The 18,284-nt window shown below is 33.3% G+C and carries 8 protein-coding genes; 1 reads left to right on the forward strand and 7 read right to left on the reverse strand.

From position 1 onward, the window contains the following. Nucleotides 1-762 precede the first annotated feature (762 nt). Complete coding sequence (locus KDU71_RS06030) at nucleotides 763-1,062, forward strand: LytTR family transcriptional regulator DNA-binding domain-containing protein (protein WP_262898255.1); 300 nt, start codon at nucleotides 763-765, stop codon at nucleotides 1,060-1,062. 542 nt (nucleotides 1,063-1,604) lie between these two features. On the opposite strand, the gene KDU71_RS06035 is transcribed toward KDU71_RS06030, so the two are convergent. From KDU71_RS06035 to KDU71_RS06065, 7 genes are read right to left on the reverse strand one after another with little or no spacing between them, the layout of a single operon-like run. Continuing rightward, nucleotides 1,605-2,501 carry a helix-turn-helix transcriptional regulator gene (locus tag KDU71_RS06035; RefSeq protein ID WP_212189017.1) on the reverse strand — a complete coding sequence of 299 codons (897 nt, stop codon included), beginning with the start codon at nucleotides 2,499-2,501 and terminating at the stop codon, nucleotides 1,605-1,607. Between the two features lie 11 nt (nucleotides 2,502-2,512). Then, the gene (locus KDU71_RS06040) at nucleotides 2,513-4,654 is read right to left on the reverse strand and encodes a hypothetical protein (protein WP_212189018.1); all 2,142 of its coding nucleotides are present in this window, start codon (nucleotides 4,652-4,654) and stop codon (nucleotides 2,513-2,515) included. Continuing rightward, a complete protein-coding gene (locus tag KDU71_RS06045; protein WP_212189019.1) occupies nucleotides 4,647-8,102 on the reverse strand; it encodes a hypothetical protein in 3,456 nt (1,151 codons plus the stop codon). The genes KDU71_RS06040 and KDU71_RS06045 overlap by 8 nt, the downstream gene beginning before the upstream one ends. A gap of 18 nt (nucleotides 8,103-8,120) precedes the next feature. Then, nucleotides 8,121-11,816 (reverse strand): ATP-dependent DNA helicase, encoded by a 3,696-nt coding sequence (locus tag KDU71_RS06050; protein ID WP_212189020.1) that lies wholly within the window; start codon nucleotides 11,814-11,816, stop codon nucleotides 8,121-8,123. After that, nucleotides 11,813-15,034: a type I restriction endonuclease subunit R gene (locus tag KDU71_RS06055; protein ID WP_212189021.1), complete on the reverse strand. Its 3,222-nt coding sequence runs from the start codon at nucleotides 15,032-15,034 to the stop codon at nucleotides 11,813-11,815. The genes KDU71_RS06050 and KDU71_RS06055 overlap by 4 nt, the downstream gene beginning before the upstream one ends. Nucleotides 15,035-15,080: 46 nt before the next feature. After that, nucleotides 15,081-16,031, reverse strand: coding sequence for an HNH endonuclease family protein (locus KDU71_RS06060; protein WP_212189022.1), 951 nt, complete (start codon nucleotides 16,029-16,031; stop codon nucleotides 15,081-15,083). Continuing rightward, complete coding sequence (locus KDU71_RS06065) at nucleotides 16,024-18,162, reverse strand: AAA family ATPase (RefSeq protein ID WP_212189023.1); 2,139 nt, start codon at nucleotides 18,160-18,162, stop codon at nucleotides 16,024-16,026. Before KDU71_RS06065 ends, KDU71_RS06060 begins: the two co-directional genes overlap by 8 nt. Nucleotides 18,163-18,284 lie beyond the last annotated feature (122 nt).

An 18,284-nucleotide genomic window follows, 5' to 3' on the forward strand; every position in this document is an offset into this window, starting at 1 on the left:
TAGCGAGCTATGGTGAACAGATATGACGATGAAAATGAATATTTATAAGTGAAACTCTAAGCTTTTCCTTAAATAATCGATTTACTGCTTTAAATCTCATCACCGTAGCTCGCTACGCTTCTGAAATTCGCATTGTAAATCAGTTATTTAAGAAACTTTGAGCTCTGTAATTCTAATCGAACTCAGGTTTATACGAATCAACTTAAGCATAGATTATAGTCCATGCCCAATACACATTTGCTAAACAGACCATTTAACCTGTTAATGTCCGTCAGGTCCAGATTATTTTTTGTAGCATTTATTATTATCTACCTGGTGCTGTTTCTCAATATTTATAAACCCTATAACCTTGAAACGTGGTATGTCTTTTCGAATAACAAGCAGGTATTTGAATTCGGATTATTAGGGCTTATTGGGGGATTATATTTCTGTTTTTCGCAGCTTTTATTACCCAAATTAATAAAGTTCAGAGTTAGCAAAGTGTGGCATTTTGCACTATGGACTTTAACTGAGCTTGCTCTGCTGACTCTTTTACTCACAGTACTATATGATGATATAAGAAGTTTCTGGCAGTTTGTTGCTGAATACACCTCCAATTTAAAGTACATAGGGTTGACATTGCTTCCGCCATATTGCTTTTTGTTAATACTATTGTCGTGGTATCAAAAACAACAAGCAATTAATGAGTTCCGGTAAAAATCTAAACATCATAAAGTTGCCAATACGCTGGTTCAGTTTCCTGATGAAAATGGGAATGTAAAGTTGTCCATACAGTTAAGTGATATCCTTTATCTGGTTTCAATGGATAATTATGTGGAGATATATTATCAGATCGAAGGAGAGCAAGTTCGCAAAGAACTTTTGCGCAATTCACTTAAAAATCTGGAAGAACCCTTGCAGCAATTACCCATCAGGCGATGTCATCGTTCTTATATGATTAATACCAGTAAGGTCACCATCATTAAAAGACTTGAAAAAAAGCAGGTGGCCATGCTTAAGGGAATTCAGGAACCTATTCCGATATCTAAAACCTACCACAGCCACTTTGAGTCATTTTTGTAAGTGAAGATAATACGGATTGCCACTTAAGCTGTTGGGTGTGGCCATCATCGTATTCCTGGTGGTGACACAGCAAGAGTTTTTAACGGGTATTCAATCCATTCTTATTTCCATAGGGGCCATACTCACCTTTGCATTGCGTTTCTTTAATTTTTCTTTAAAGAGCGGAAGCTGATAGGTGTGTGTTAATAATACCTAGTGGATCTCTTAATGCAGATTCCCTCTTTTATGTGTTTTATGATCTACTTTCCGATACAGAAAGTAAACAGTATTGATAATTAATGCATTACGAGGGATGAGGGACAAATTGGGGACGGGAAAGTTGAAAGAAAGTTGTAAAAGATACTACCAGAAACTTCATCCGTGTCAATTTCGCCGGTTATTTCGCCTTTAACAAATTTAAAAAATATACCCATACATATTTCCTTTGTTTGCAACTAGGTGATAAAGTAAAATAAGGTTGCTGGCTCCATCAATGTAAATTTGTCCATTCAGGAAATTAATATTGCTCGTACAAGCAATTTAATATTGCACGGTATTGTTGGTTAATATCTGTGTTCAATTTTTTCATTCAAATAATCCTTTAAAGCTTGTGGGTATATTACTTCGATTTCATCTGGTAATCCCAATACAAAACGACCAACGCCAATGAAGTTACCTACATCAGTTGTAAGAATGTATTTGTGGTCATCAGATTCTTTGATATACTTTTCGCTTAAAGGAAATTCTTCAATTAGTAGGTTATAAGCCAACATAGATAGTTTTAATTGTATAGCAATTGGCTCAAAGCTTTGCATCCGAAAAATATCGGTTATGCCTTTATGATGCTTTGGTTTATACTCCCAACAAGTATCAGTTAGAACCACTTCTTTTATCCGTGCTGTTTTAAAAATCTTATTACTTTGGTCTTCTGTATCATAACACCAAACGCCCATATAATTCACAGTAAAATCAATAGGCTCAACCAATCTGTCACGGATATTATTGCTATGACCTGATTTGTATTCTTTAAGAACAACTTGCTTTTGTTGCTTTATTGCCTGAATTATATTGAAAATATTATCGGTTTCTTCTTTTCTTGATATGGCATGAATAACCCGGTCAAAATCATACAGGCTATAAAGCTTCTTTGCAAGCTTATCCTTTAATTCCGAACCATCTTCGATAGAATGAATAGCCTTACCCAAAATAAATGCTTCTTCTTCGGTAAAGTGAAGTAACTGACTTATATCTTTTGCAGAGGATTCTTCTTTATTGATTTTGAAAAAGCCATTTCTATTCTCAATCACAAAACCAACTTGTTTAAATGTATCAAAATAACGATATACCGTTCTTGGAGAAACATCAAAGCGTTCAGATATTTCCTGAATGGTTCTGCCATACTTACAATCAAGCATTAACAGAATCTCCAACATTTTTTGAAACTTCGCTTGTTCTGCCATATATAGTTCTTTTAATTACCTTGATGATTTATTACCTTGTTGATTTTAAGATATTCTCTGATATATTTAAATGGAAAAGGTAGAACCGTTAAACCCTCATGCTTTACAAAGTCAACGTTCATAGTTTCAATTAGCTCATTGAAAAGTACCGGAGAACCCTCAATAGGCAAAGCTTTTCTGATATTACAATAATTATTGAAGGATGCTTTTATTCCTTTGCTTTTATCTCCAACAAAGTATTCAACACCTTCGCTATTTGTTCTATGGACAATATCAATATTGGAACTAAAAAGCTCGTATTTCTTTTCTTTACCTCGCAGAAAATTTCTTAGAATAATCCCTTTTTCCTCAAGTAAAACCTCATTTAGAAGTTCTTTTGCAAGATTAGGTTTGCTAAATTTCAATCCTAGAGCTACTTCACGATTAATGATTGGTTCAGCTAATAAATTTAATTGATTTATAATATCATCAAGTACTTTACTCGATTCAGGTTCGTTTTTCTTCCACTCGTTAAGTATTTGAATTAGCTCATTTTTATCAAGCTCAAAATCTTCTGTCTCTTTAGCTAAAGCATTACCTACCTTTTTGAATGCCGGAATAGCTCTAGTGTTAGTTAAACCAATAAGGTTGATGAATCCATCTTTTGTTTTTATTATTCCTTCCGGAGAGAAGTTTCCTTTTGTGTAAGGAGGTTCAAAATACTTTTTATACTGCTCGTATTGAGACGCAACGAAAAGGTCGCTTAAATCCAAAACATCGAATTGAAGATTCCCATCAGGTGAAATTTTCAGAAAACCTATCTGCTCAACATCTTTTGTGTCATCTTTCCATCCGAAAATCCAATCATTCTTATAGCCAGCAGACTTCCAATCTGTAATTGAAATTCTGTTGTTTAAAATATCATCCTTAATTACAATTTCTTTGAGAATATTCTTTATTGTTGCAAGAGCCGTGTTATTCTTTTTTTGCAGCCTTTTTTGGGTTTTCTCATCATGCTCATTTATTTCCTTTTGTAAATAAAATTCAAATTGATTGGAAAAGTCTTGGAGTGTAATATGATGTGTTGCAATTTTTTTAGAAAAAAATTTGCCTACCGCTAAATATTGGTCAACATCCCCATCCTGGTTATCTTTATTATTAATCAGCCTAATACATAATTCACCGTCTTTAGGATTACCTTTTGTTTTTATAGTAATTTGTAACTGTTCTTTAAGAAAAACACTAAACCTTTTGCTAAAATTGCTGGAATCATTATTTAAAACTTCATCAACTAAAACAATTCTTTTTTCCTTAAATAATTGGCTTATCCTTTCTTCCTTAAAGGCTGAATTAGTCTGTTTAAACTCAAGCCATTGAGCATTCGTCCATGAATCGAATTTAATATCAATATAATCTTTTAAATCAGTTGAGATTTTTGATAATAAGTAATGCCATGCACCGGCTTTTGAACTAAGAAATTTATCCCAAGATTTAAAATCAATTAATGGAATAGTATTTTTTTTAGCTCCTTTAACTTGTCGCATTATAAATACATCTTCATCCTTTTGATTTTCATCAGGGAGTTTCCGTTTTAAAGAGTAGTTTGTACTATTGAAATAATAGCGAGGCAATTCGTGATATACTTTCTCTTTAATATTCATCCATTTCCTATTGGTAATAGATGTGAAAGTCGCAACAGAATCTTTTAGTATAAAGTCCTTTGTTACCTTGAACTGAAGTGTAGGTATTTGCCAAATGGTTTTCCCTTTTTTCTTAAACCAGCTCGGATGAGAATAATAAAACTTTCCTGAGAGGTTGTTGAAGCTGAATAACTTTGACTTGTTACTTGTAAGACTATTGATTAGAAGTTGAACCAAGTAATGTGGCTCAATTCTTTCAGGAGAGATAATCTCAGCACTTAATGAATCATGCTCTCTAATAATCTGCTCCACAATATTTACAGCTTCATCCTCAGTTACATTCATCATCGTATAAAACGAAGGTTCGTTTTCGTGAACTATTGATTTAACGACTGGCTGTTTGACCAAGGCATCTAAATAAAGAGCGTTCCAATATCTTTTTTCACTGGATTTTATTTTGATGAAACTAAATGAACAATTTATTGCATCAAAATAAAATTTGACTGTTATTTTATTCGTATCAACTTTATGCATTTATTACCTTGTTAATGAAGTTAAACGCCTCTAAAATCGGCTCACTAGATTCCAAATCAAATATTGCAGGAATCTCAATAATCCTATCGTCAATAGACTGCCTGAATACTGGTTTCTTACTCGATGCAATATTTATAATAAGAACTTTCTCAGCCGCTATTTTTTGCATCTTGTTATTGATATGCTCTAATATCTCATTTCGGTTCTCCCTTTCAAAAGCATCGTTCCATAGCTTAAAATCTATGTATATGCCATTCTTTGTTTTAGCATCAAATTGTTCTAATTCCTCTCCATCGAGTTCTTGTAACAAAGCTTTTGGACAGTAGCATTTAATTAAATGCCATCCGATGACTTCTCCCAAGGCTCCTTTGTAAATATTGTTGTATAACACTGGTGTAAGAATATATTGGCCTTCTTTGAAATTAGTTGCAAAACCTTGTCGTTTAAACAGCTCAAATAGAGCTTTATTTTCTAAAAAAGACGGGAGGTGGCAATTGAAAGGAGATATATTTGCATTTTCGTCATTTGTAAATACAATATCTACATGTTTGTAGTCCTGTTCCTGAGTGTAGTTGATATACTTATAATCACTTGGCAACTCCACATAATAGTCTTTCAACTTTACCGGAACAGCATCCGTTTCGTTAAATGTCGGGTGGGTTAATACAAAACGTCTAAGCTGCGCCCAACGCTCTTTGCGTTGCTCATTAAAAAGATATTTTAATTGTTGGTGGATATGATTATAAGCTCTTTGATTATTGTATTCACCTATTCCTTTTAATTCAGAGGTGTAATCTGTTTCATTTAACCCATTGCTGGCTTTCTTTACAAGTCCCTCAAACTCTTTTGTTAGAAGCTTATTGTGCAAATAGCTTTTTTGCAGATATTGAATATTCTCATCACTACTGTATATGTGAATGAGAGGGTTCTTTTGATTACATCTAGCCATTCTACCAATAGCCTGATTCAAAATTCGGGTTGCATTGTTTGATACATCAGGAAGACTGTATAGGTTATTCTCCGCTTTATCGAAAAAACCATGAGCCTTATATTCTGCTCCTGATAGCTTAGTAAATCCCTTTTTTATTTCATGCTTCAATTGCAGGTTACTTACCTGACCTTTTTGAGCAAGTGATTCCAATTGGAAAATACGTTCAACTACCTCTGTTTCTTTAACTTTTTGATTATTCACATTGACAATAAGGTAAGTTGGCTTGTCTACATAAATGGCATCAAAATCCTTTTCGTTTTCTTTATTAGCAAAATCATTAATCTTTACAAGGTTAATACCTTTAGGTGCCGGATATTGAAGATTCTGACCAGCCCCAACAGTTCTATATGTAGAAATAACGAAAAGCTTAAAACCATTGGTTAGGGTAGATTGTATGTGAGTCTTTTTGCTATCAAAATCTGTACTATCTACAACGAAAATAGCATTTGAGGCATCACCTTCTTTGTAATCTTCTTTATTGCCAAATAGTTCAATAATATGTTTTGCATACTCTTCAAACAAATCTATTCTAAAGTCCTTTTTCTTATTATCAGGCAGAGCCATACCTAGTGCTAAGAAGGATTTTATGTGTTCATTAACAACAAACTCTTTAAAGGCTTTGAAGTACCTAATATACCTGTCTATAACATGTTTTTTGGAGCTGCCTTTCTTTATTTCATTTAAGTAGTAGTTTGCTAATTCTGTTTCCTGGTCGAAAATATCAAGAAGCTCTTTTTCGTGATTCTTCACACCAATAAAATCGACATTAATTTGAACCTGGCTGTATCCTTTAGTATTTGAATTGAATTGATTTTCAATGTCTTTAAGTTCTTCACTTTCCAATTGACGATACTTAACTCCTAATCGTTTTCTCAGGAAGTTTAAGTCATAATTCCCAACAACAGTTTGACTATCGGCAGTAGCTGAAATAGCTATTACATTGGCTTTATTTGCAATGTTTAGCAGAAATTTTTCAGGAGTGTTTTCGTATTGGTACTGATAAATTTTAGACTTTAAATCATGGTCGTCACTATCAAAGAAATCGTAATACCTAAAGCCATTCATGTAAAAGTTTAAGTCCGCAATTTCTTCCTGGCTTTCAGTTTTAGAGAAATTACCGTCATTACTTAATATGGAATCAATAAGGTAATTTCGCCATTCAACAGGCAGATTAAACAAGTCTAACGTGGTGTGTAACGCACTTTCAATTGGAAATTCGTCATTATTCGGGCTTTGTTGTTTTTTTAACTGCTGATAGTTGGATGCAATAAAAAATATTCCTTTTCGGAAATAGTAAAGGAATCCTTTTAATTGATTTATTAAACCTAAGACATTTCCATTTTCCTCAATTGGTTCTTTCTGAAAATGAATCTCATTAAGCATCCGTTCATCAGAGAATGATAGCCGTGCATAATTCTTCCCTTCACTTAAAATTGTATGAAACTCATCATCTTGAAACAGAAAGCTTCTAACTCTGTCTGGATTAACCGTTTTAAATGGTACAGTAATATTAAAGCGGTCATTTATTTTATTTACCTTTTCAGTAAAGGAACTGAATATATCAGATATTTTGGGGACATTTTTTTTTGCTTCCCTTAGCTTAATCCTGTCGTTTGATTCTTGGACAATATCCGTTGGAACTTGTAATGTTGATAAGCTTGAATACAGATGGGTAAACAGACCAATTAAATCAACCTTTTTGGAATAGCCATTTTCAATGATTTGATTTAGAATATGTGATTTTGTGGCATCAAATTCATCTATAAATACAATTGCATCTTCCGTAATCTTATCATCCCAAAAATAATATGAAGGTCTTACGATAGTAGTGTTCTTTAAAAAGAACTTATCTACACTCAAGAAAAAAATGCGCTTTTTTGAAGATAAAATCGGAGGGTAAAGCTCAATTAGCCAGGGGTGGTTTTTCTGTATGTAAGTAATTTTCTTCGATTCCGTTAAGTCGGTTTTGATGGCTTTTTTAAACTCATCATTTAACCAATCAGTTATAGCCCTGCGAAACTTAGGTTCATGAGTTTTACGAATGTCATCCTTGGCTTTCTCAATTAATTGCTTGGTAAACGCATCTTTGTTTTTTTGCTCGTCAAATCCTTGAACTAAAGTAATGCTATTGTGCAAAGCTTTATATTCAGGCATATCAGTAATAAAGTGCGGGCAATATGTGTTTAGCAATGTTCCAATTATTGTATCAGCATTGGAATCTAAAGCAATAACATGCTTTTCAAAGTCGTTTCCTTTGCCAGCAGCTTCAAACTTAGTTTTCAATTCCGGAAGAGGAAGGTTCTTTTTTAAGTTAGTTATGAAGAAAATCTTACGGTTTTCTTTATAGTTCTTTAAAATGTACTCTAATACGTGGTACGTTTTTCCAATTCCTGTAGGCAATGGAAAAACGAAAAGACCATTCTGATGCTGGCAATATTTTTTTAGTATTTTCTGCATTAGATATTTCTACAAAAGTTATTGTAATTCCTTTATAATTCTGTCTATATCATTACTAAGACTTCCGCTCTCATAGGTTGTCAGTAATTTGTTTGGGAAATGCTTTTTATACCAAAGCTCTTTTTCTTCCCAATGAGCTTTATAATTAGGTAAATCCAATCTACCTACATGCTCCAAATAATATTCTTCCCCAGCAAGCATTACTGTAAAATCAGGTAAATAAAAAGTACCATCTGTGGCAAAAAGAGGTTTTTCGTACCAGAACGGAATATTCCTTTCAGTAAGCATATTCGCAATTATTACCTCTGACTTTGAGCGAACCATGTATTCCGAAAGTGTTTCATGAATTTTCCCTACTTCGTACCAATCATTCATTATTAGCCATTCCTTCGGTAATGGATTAAACTCGAAAAGGGAAGAATTAATCTTTGATAATTTATTTGCTTCTGGTCTTGTAAGTTGTAGGAATGCTCCAATATCTTGCTCTGCAAAAACAGTAAGCTTTGTTTTTGCACGAGTAATTGCTGTATAAATTAACTCTTTTGATAGAAGGGCTTTTTTGTTTTTAGGTAATATCAAATATACCTCGTCAAACTCACTGCCTTGTGATTTATGCACTGAAATAGCATATGCAAGTTCTAAATTGTTTTCTGGTTTTTCTTCCTTAAGCTCATTCCAATACCCCTTTGTATTTTTATACTTGCCTAGTTTTTTACCAAACGGGATATGAGCATCACGACCTTCAAGATTAACAATAAAATGCTCTAACCTAAAGAAAGGAGCTTTATACCTTGGATTATACCAGGTATTTGTAGCTTCATCTTTTATTGCCTTTTTATCGTTATTATGCCAACGAGTAAATCCTAATTCCCCATTGTAAATTTGAATTGGGATAGTAGCCTTTTCTTTTGTTACATATGCAAGTATGGGGTCAGACTTTGTTCTGTTTCTAAATTGGATAATCTTATCGAATACACTTATACCGTCAACAAACCATTGCCTTTCAACACAATTCCTATTTAACTTTCTTTGTAAAAATACATTAAGAGCATCTGTGCCAAATAATTCTGAGCGATATGGAGATATTACCTGGAATTTATCTGCCTTTTTACCATTAGGGCTATCTGAGTTTTCAAATACTTTATTTAAAAGTTCCCAATATTTTTCTTCATTGTATTCAATACCTGTCTCAAGCTCCAGGTTTTTTATTAATGTTGAAAATATTAGTTCATTGAGTTCTTCTTCATTATCCCAAAAGTGAACATCAATATCTTTTAGGTCATTATCAAACTCCAACTCCTGAATTTTCTTTAGCAAATCAGTCCTTTTTGCCTTAACTTCTGCTGTATCTTTTAAATCTTCATCAACACAAACGCTTTGTTTAAAAGTCGAGGCTAAATCTAATATTCCAGTTCCCCTACCTTCAAGTTTATTTTCACGTTGACGTAAGTTTTCTTTTAACTCACCTTTATTTTCTTCGGGTAGCCAATCAATAAGGTCAGAAAATACTTTAGCATAACCAATAGGAGGTAGTTGGTTTGGGTCACCAACAAAAATGATTCTTTGAACAGTATTCCAATTTATAGCCCTAAACATTGTTGCCATTAGGGATTGATCAATCATAGAAGATTCGTCAATAATAAATATCCTGACATTTTCTTCTTGTTTACCGCCATTTCGCTTATAAGTGAAATTATCGTTCATCCAGCCTCTTTCAGCTAAGAAAGAGTGAATTGTTTGAGCTGATTTACCAGAACGTTCTCTTAGCCTATCTGCTGCTTTCCCTGTAGGAGCTAAAAGCAAAAATGATGTTCCAACTCCATGAGCCTTTTCAATACCTGATATAATTGACTTTACTACTGTTGTTTTCCCTGTACCTGCACCACCACTTATTACACTCAACCCTTTACCAAATATTTTCTGACACACCTTGGCTTGCGCTGTAACAGCCTCTTTGTAATCATCAGGGTTAAGTTTTGATAGGTTAGAGGATGATACATAAAGGTAATCAAACCAATTCCGCTCGGTAACCGGACTTTTAAATTGAGTAATTTCACGATTCGCTAGTAGACGACAGTTTTCTTCTATCAACCGTTCATCTTCAAAGATATTTTTTTGATAAAGGTGTAGATTATCAGACTTGTCTTTACGTTGAAATATGGCATTGTCAAGAACTTCTTTATAAGAGGTAAAGTTCTTCATTTTAAACTCAAACTGTCGCCATTCACTTAGATGAGAAATGTATTTATTTGTCTTTTGTAAAATTATCTCGGCAGCAGTAAATGTGTGAGGAGCAATTCGCTTTAATTGGTCAATACAAAAGGCTCGAAAACGATAGGCTGAACCCTTTGATGTCATTGGCTTCAATCCCAAATCAGGTGAAGGAAGCATGCCGTGGTCTATTTTGCTTAATGAAATATGGTCATCAACATCATTACCTATATAATTTTCACAAATTAAATATGGGTTATCAACTAATTCTTTAAATGTAAATTCTAAACCATTATTAGCTCTGTTTACTGAACAGAGTTGACTAATTTGCTTTAAACGTTTCGTTTGTTCAAAGGCAAAACGAGGAAGAATCTGTAATAAGTATTCAATTTCTTCATCCTCCATTGTTGCAAAGTTATCCTGTACATCTGTTAACCTTTCCGAATCAACAACAACCGAAGGTATTGTTTCTTGTTTTAGTAGTAAATCAAGTATTTGCTTGTAGTTTTCTTCCTCTGTATTATTTAAAACCCCCTCTTTGTAATGTGAAACCAATTCTGGTAAATCAAGATAATTTAAAACAGCAGGTAGCCCAGGGTAACATCCTCTGTTTTTCCAAAGTTCTGCTAAAAGACTTTGAAGCCATTTTCTTCTCAAACTCCAATCTTCAGTTGTATCTTTAATTTCATACTCTAAAACATCGACAATTTCTAACGCTCTTTCAACCAGTTCCAAGGCATCATCATCAGAGACATGACGCATTGCGTACTTGAAGTTTCTTGCATTTTCTGGATAGAAGGCTATTTTTTCAAGTATTTCAGGATTGTCTTTGTACTTGTGATACGGTATTCTAAATCCCTCTTCTGGATAGTTTGATTGTATTGGAACTTGCCAAACATAAGCACCTGCATATCTTTGTTTTTCTTCAACAGTGGTTTTATCGTACATAATTAAATCATGTACCTTTTTAACTCGACCAAAGCCTACAATAGTATAGCGTTTTTCATCCTCTACAGATAAGGGATTGCTATAATTAGCATAGTAAAATATTAATGACGAATTCTCTTGAATCTCTTTTATAAATGCCTTTGCATTAGACATTCGTTTTTCATAATTAAACGTACCATCATCATTTTTATCATCATCATGATACATTTCTTCGTATGACCAAAGGCTAACGGTTGCAGGAGGTAAAGCCCATTGTTTAGTTTCTTGGTTAGTGTACCAATTAGGCGATTTTGTCTCCGCCTTTACTGTTTCATCTCCAAATGCATTAATACTCCATGAGCAAGGTGGAATGTACTCTTTCTGAATGCTATTGCAACTACATCCTGCAAATTTTTCAGCCTCTTTAACCTGTTCTGATTTCTTTTCATATAAACCACCAGGAAAAGAATATTGACCTGTACAATACGTGTTAGACAAAGGGTTACGACAAATTTTGCCATTCCAACCATCTGCATGCCAGGCAAGCCTTGCTGATATATGTTTTACCTTGCTCATAAAATATATTGTCTGTTCTTTTTATAATTCTCTGCTTGATGGAAAATATCCTGATAAACCTCGTCTCTCTCAACCGGAGGATAACCATGTTCATCTAAAAGCATGATTAAACCAACCTTTAACCCAAGTTTAATATCTTCTCTCTTGTTCCAATCAGGATAGTTTGCTTGCTCATCAACCAAAACCTTTACTGCTTTGGCAAGTTCTATCATCTTATCATCAGGATATGTAAAATCATATTTTACACATAGCTGAAAAAGAATATCGAAAAAGGCTTTTTCTTCAAAGTCAATTCCCATTTCTTCTCCGGCAGAAAACTCCTTTTGAACTTCCCAAATCAGGTTGGTTATTTGTTCTGCCATTTCTTCGTACACTTCGCTTTTGAAAACATCGTTTTCGCTTCGTTCGTTGTAGCGTTCTACCAAAGCTTGCATCTTTCGTGTAAAGTCAATACCTCTTACTTGATTCACTTTCTTTATTTCTCCAATGGCTTTTGCAAGGAGTTTTTGAAGTAGCTTTATCTTGGTGTTGGGGAGTTTTATTTTATTAATCCTATCAATATAATCTTCATCGAAAATATCCTGAGTATTATCTTTTTCTTCGCCCATTTTGAATATTTCTTCAACACCATCACTAGCCAAAGCATCTTTAATCATCTCACGAACACGAGCATTCATTTGAGCTGTGTCCGGAGCATCACCTTTGGTTAGTTTAAATACAATAGAACGAATAGCTAAATAAAAATGCGTGTAATCTCTTTCTTCCTGTGTAAGCTTTTCACTTCCTGCACAAATATCGTAAGCAGCTTTAAGTCGCTTCACTAAACCCATAAAGCGTTTTTCCTTATCCTTGGTGTGCATAACAAATTCAGTACCTTCATTAAGGGTGTTAAGTTGTTGTAGTGGACTGCCATTAAAGTATTTGGAACTATCGAATTTATGAAACAGCTTGGCTAATAAATCAAGATGATTGCGAACAACAATCAATGATTCTCCAATATCTTCAAAATTATCTTCATCGCCTTTGTTATATTTTGCAAGAGCTAGATTCATTTGTTTTTTGATACCGATATAATCGACAACCAGACCCTTGTTTTTGCCTTCAAATTTCCGGTTTACACGAGAAATGGTTTGAATAAGGTTGTGTTGTTGAATAGGCTTATCAATGTAAATGGTATCAAGGAAAGGCACATCAAATCCTGTAAGCCACATATCTACAACAATGGCAATTTTAAAATTGGATTTAGAGTTTTTAAACTGACGGTCAAGTTCTTTGCGGTATTCTTTCGTGCCAAGCAGGTTATAAAGGGTTTCGTTATCATCTTTGCCACGAGTCATAATCATTTTAATACGCTCCATTGGCTTAATTTCTTTCTGCTCTTTTTCAGAAAGAACAGCACCTTCTTCGGCTACTCTTACTTCATTCCATTCAGGGCGTAGAGCAATTACATTTTTATAAAACTCATAGGCAATTTCACGAGTGCTGCATACAAACATTGCTTTGCCTTTAATTGAAGCACCTTCTGAAATCCGGTTTTCGTAATGAGTAACGAAATCCTCCGCTAATGCCTTTAAGCGGTCCGGGTCGCCAATAATCACATTCATATTGGCAACAGCTTTTTTACTTTCCTCTATCTGATAATCATTAGCACCTAATTCGGCAGCTTCTTCGTAGTATTGCTCAATCTTCTCTAGCTCGCTGTTATGTAATGCAATTTTTGCAGCTCTACCTTCATAAACAATACGAACTGTAATTTCGTCTTTAACAGATTCTGTCATGGTATAGGCATCTACCACTTTACCAAAAACATCCAGAGTTGCATCTATTGGTGTGCCTGTAAAACCAACATAGGTAGCATTTGGTAAGGAATCATGCAGGTATTTTGCAAAGCCATAGGTTTTAGTCACCCCTTTTTCTGTAACACGAACTTTTTGGTCAAGGTTAACCTGACTTCGGTGTGCTTCATCGGAGATACAAATAACATTAGTACGCTCAGTTAGAAGTTGCGTATCTTCGGTAAACTTGTGAATGGTGGTAAGAAATACGCCACCGCTTTGTCTGCCTTGTAGCAATTCCCTTAAATGAGAACGACTTTCTACACTTATAATATTGTTATCGCCAATGAACTTTTTTGCTTCACCAAATGTGTCTGAAAGTTGGTCATCTAAATCAGTACGGTCTGTAATCAATACAATGGTAGGACTTTCAAAGTGCTTGCTTTTCATTAATAGGCGAGTGAGGAAAAGCATAGTGTAACTCTTACCGCACCCGGTAGCACCAAAGTAAGTTCCACCTTTACCATCACCTTTAGGTTGTTGTGCAACTTTAATATTTTCGTAAAGTCGATTGGCTGCATAATACTGCGGGTATCGGCAAACTATCTTGGCATCTTTTTTAGATGTGTCAGGAAGAAATATGAAATTGCGAATAATGTCACGTAAACGATTTTTATTCAGCATACCTTGTACCATTGTGTACATGCTGTCTATTCCATCAACATCTTTTGCGAGTCCTGCAATTCTTCGCCATGCATAGAAAAACTCATAAGGAGCGAAAAGGGAACCAGCCTTATTGTTTACACCGTCTGAAATAACGCAAAAACCATTGTATTTAAAAAGTTCCGGAATATCTCTGCGATAACGAACTGTTAATTGATTGAAAGCATCATGTATCGTTGCTTCTTCCCGAATAGCCGATTTAAACTCAAATACAACAATCGGTAAACCATTGATATATAAAATTCCATCAGGAATACGCATTTGATTATCTGTACCAGTAATTTCAAGCTGATTGACGAATTTATACTTGTTAAAATCGGGGGAATATTGCTCTTTAGGTTCAGCAACAATACTATCCAAGTCCTGGCTGTACAACTGAGCTTCCAAACCATTATAATCAATCAATTCAATATGAATATCCTTTTTACTGCGGTCTTCTCGTTTAAGAATAAAGCCATCAGCCAACCATCGCATAATGGTTTTATTGCTTTCATAAAGGTCGCTTGCCGGAAGAGTTTTTAATTGAAGAAGAATAGACTGTGCTTCTGTTTTTGTGAGCTGCTGATTCTCATACCGTGATAAAAGGTATTGAATTAAATCATATTCAATTATTACATCATCATCGGAACGAGTAAGGGTATTACCCAAGCGGTGTGGATAACCTTCTTGTTCAAGTAGCTCTATATAAGCGTGTTCTAATTTTTCTTCTGTAAATTTCATTTTGTCATAGATTCATTATTATTAAATCTTTAAGTGCTAAAGTAATTTAGCTTATATCTTCATGTATATCCTTAAAAAACTTTGCCAGAGGGGAATTTATGTACTCTTTTTCTTCATAAGGTTTTCCGAAAATATATTCATAAGCTTCTATTTCATCTTTAAACAGATTTGGAAATGCATCCATTAATTCTTTTATGTACCCATCAGAATGTTTACTTTTTTTCTCAAGGATAAAGTTAAGTTCTGTGTGATGCATTGAATATTGTTGATTCAACCGGAATAAGTCTATATTCTTTTGGATTTTTTTACCGATTTGCGATTGGGGAGAATCGGGTTTAATGATTATATCACTATCAAATCCATCTTTTAAAGAATTATAACTTTTAGGCAAATATGAAAACTTAGCATGATTATCAAATCCCTCTTTATAAGGGTAAATATATTCCTCCAAATTTGTTGGTTTTTGACCTTTTGCCCTTTGATTACATATTAAACATGAAGGAATTAGATTGTAAAAATTAAATCTTAGATATGGATATCTAGATTTTGGTAAAAAATGGTCAAAATCAGCACGAGCAAATTTATTTTTATCATTTCCTAATGTTGTAATATAAGTGCGATTACAATATGGGCAGCAATGAATATCTAATTTTTTAATGATTTTATAGGCACTCCATTTGTCATAACTTTCATAAAAGAACACGTATTGAAATGCAACCTTAAATGGGGAAGGAGTCTTAGGCTTTGTATTAACAAAGTGATTCTTTAGAATTGGTCTAAGGTTGTTTTCATGTGATTTTACACACTTCTCAACATCTCCAATAAGAAACTCCTTAAGGTGTTTCTCTAGATATTTTGTTAAATCATATCCATTGGTCGTTTTTTGTATATTTAAATTTGCTTCCTCACAAGCAAGTCTATCCAACACTTCATTTTTAACTAAATCATAAAAATCCTGTGCCGTATTTTTATGGTTGATATTTGATAAACTAATCATCTAATTCTCTAAGTTTATTTGCGTAGTACTTTCTTAAAGCTTCTTTATGATTCTTTGCCGTAATATGATAAAGCATTTTCAATAACTTCCCCCTAACCATTTCATCACCTATCAGTTCTATTGTATTTTCAATGGCGTTTTTTGCTTCTTTAGCCGATTTCTTTTTTTCTTCATTACCTGACATTGCCTCATATAACAGGTTAACAATTTTGTCAATTTTTTCTCTTGCAAATTCTCCAATATGTCCACTAGACATAAAAAAGGCATGGCGAAGCATATCATGGATATTTGCTCCAAATGTTTTTAAGTCACCTAAATATTTATAACTTTTTGAATCAGCTTTACCATCATTACCAATTTCAAGAAATAAGCATTGAGTTACTAATATATCAGATAGCACAAAGGGAGAATGTGTTGAAAACAAGATATTGAGATTGCTAATTCTGGGTATGTCTAACTGTTTTAAACCAGAGATTAATTCACTAACGAAATTTTGTTGAAACTCTGGGTGAAAATAAAGTTCAACTTCATCAAAGACGATATTTACATTTTTATATGTTACAGTCTTATCCTGTATGGAGGTTCTGTCTGCAATGTCCTTTTCTGTTACAGAGTTCAGATTAATTAAATGATAATAAACTGTTTGTAGTGCATTAATTAGTTGCTGTTCGCCAGAACTTAGAAATTTAAAATCAGAATCTTCAAAAATAATATTAGGATTATAAAATGCTACAGGCATCATTCTTTCCCTATCCTCATTCGAATTAAGCCGTTTGGTCAACTCATTTAAAGTTAATTTAAGATTATTATTCTCCCATTTAATACCTTTAGTTTTATCTTCTCTTAAGATATCATATCTAACTATGTTAATCGCCTGTCGAAGCTTTGTTGTTATATGGCTACTATCATCTTTTAATTTCCATAGCAATTTTATAAATCTTCGACTTTCTTGGGTACTATAAGCCTCTTTGGGGGAAATCTCATAATCTCTATAATCATCATAGGTACGAGTTATTTTCAGAACCTTTTTGAAAATATATAGTTTTAATAAATCAATATGTATGATTTTTTCATTTGAGAACTTTTCGCCTGTAATGCTTTTGTAAATCTTATTAAAAACTTTTTCTTTTAAATCAGCATTATATAAACTAACTAACTTATTATCATAAGAACGGTCAACATCTTTAACCTTATTCTCATCACATGTAAAAATAATTGCTTTAACCTCTTTTGCTTTTAAAAGTCTTTTTACTTTCATTGACTGGTCAAGTAAATTCAATAGAATTCTAGTTTGGCAAAGGTGTGTCTCTATGTTAATATCAAATCCACCTGATGTTCTCATTGGATTTATGACCATTGGTGTTTGATAGCCATCATTCTTGTGAAACAATTCTTCTATCCAAACTCCTATTGTTTCAGAGTTTAAACCATAAGCAGAATAGTTTAATGCGATATTATAAAAGAAGTCATTTAATTTAAGTACATCCTCTTTTCCTTCAATATTTGCGAATAGATGAAGTATTTTATAATACCTATCTTGAGAAATATCTTTTGAAACGATTGGTATATTATCCAATCGATTATTGTCAATTACTAAACAAAATATTGAATCATCAATAGAATAAAAAAGTTCAATCTTAAAGTTTTTCTCAAAATCTTCAATATCCGCAATTAGTCGTGTAAATCTTTCTATTTCATTTAATTGCTTTTGCTCTTTCTTTACATCAAGCTCTAATCCTTTTTCAGTTATTTCTTGTTTCCAATCATCATACTGTAATTTAAGAGCTTGCCTTTTTGATATACAATCATCTAAATTGTCTAGTTTATTGGTTTTTACTCCAATAAGATACGTAGCAATAAAGAGTAACTCAATTAATGAACTCTTCCCAACTCCATTTTTGCCAACAAGAGCGGATATATTTATTGATGTTCCATCAATATTATATAAGTCTTCTCCTTCTATATTATTTGGAACAACATTAATAACTGATGAATGTATATCATTTTCATTATCACGAATAAAAGTATAGTCGTAAAACTTATATATATGTCCAAGTCGTAAAACTTTAGAAAATTTTTCCGCACACCCAACTAAAGGTCTTATCGCTATTAATTTAAAACCGTTGCTCATAATTTTATTAATTCGTTTTGTCTTATACATTTCTCAGAGTCAAATAAAACACTTTCTAAATTACGAAAACGACCTTCTTGTTTCAGCAACTCTATATAAGCGTATTCTAATTTTTCTTCTGT

Origin of the sequence: Carboxylicivirga sediminis (assembly GCF_018156225.1) — a bacterium.
GTDB lineage: Bacteria > Bacteroidota > Bacteroidia > Bacteroidales > Marinilabiliaceae > Carboxylicivirga > Carboxylicivirga sediminis.

Coding starts and splice junctions, on each gene's coding strand:
- KDU71_RS06060 (WP_212189022.1), bottom strand. CDS start 16,031: ATGATTAGTTTATCAAATATCAACCATAAAAATACGGCACAGGATTTT.
- KDU71_RS06055 (WP_212189021.1), bottom strand. CDS start 15,034: ATGAAATTTACAGAAGAAAAATTAGAACACGCTTATATAGAGCTACTT.
- KDU71_RS06045 (WP_212189019.1), bottom strand. CDS start 8,102: ATGCAGAAAATACTAAAAAAATATTGCCAGCATCAGAATGGTCTTTTC.
- KDU71_RS06050 (WP_212189020.1), bottom strand. CDS start 11,816: ATGAGCAAGGTAAAACATATATCAGCAAGGCTTGCCTGGCATGCAGAT.
- KDU71_RS06065 (WP_212189023.1), bottom strand. CDS start 18,162: ATGAGCAACGGTTTTAAATTAATAGCGATAAGACCTTTAGTTGGGTGT.
- KDU71_RS06035 (WP_212189017.1), bottom strand. CDS start 2,501: ATGGCAGAACAAGCGAAGTTTCAAAAAATGTTGGAGATTCTGTTAATG.
- KDU71_RS06040 (WP_212189018.1), bottom strand. CDS start 4,654: ATGCATAAAGTTGATACGAATAAAATAACAGTCAAATTTTATTTTGAT.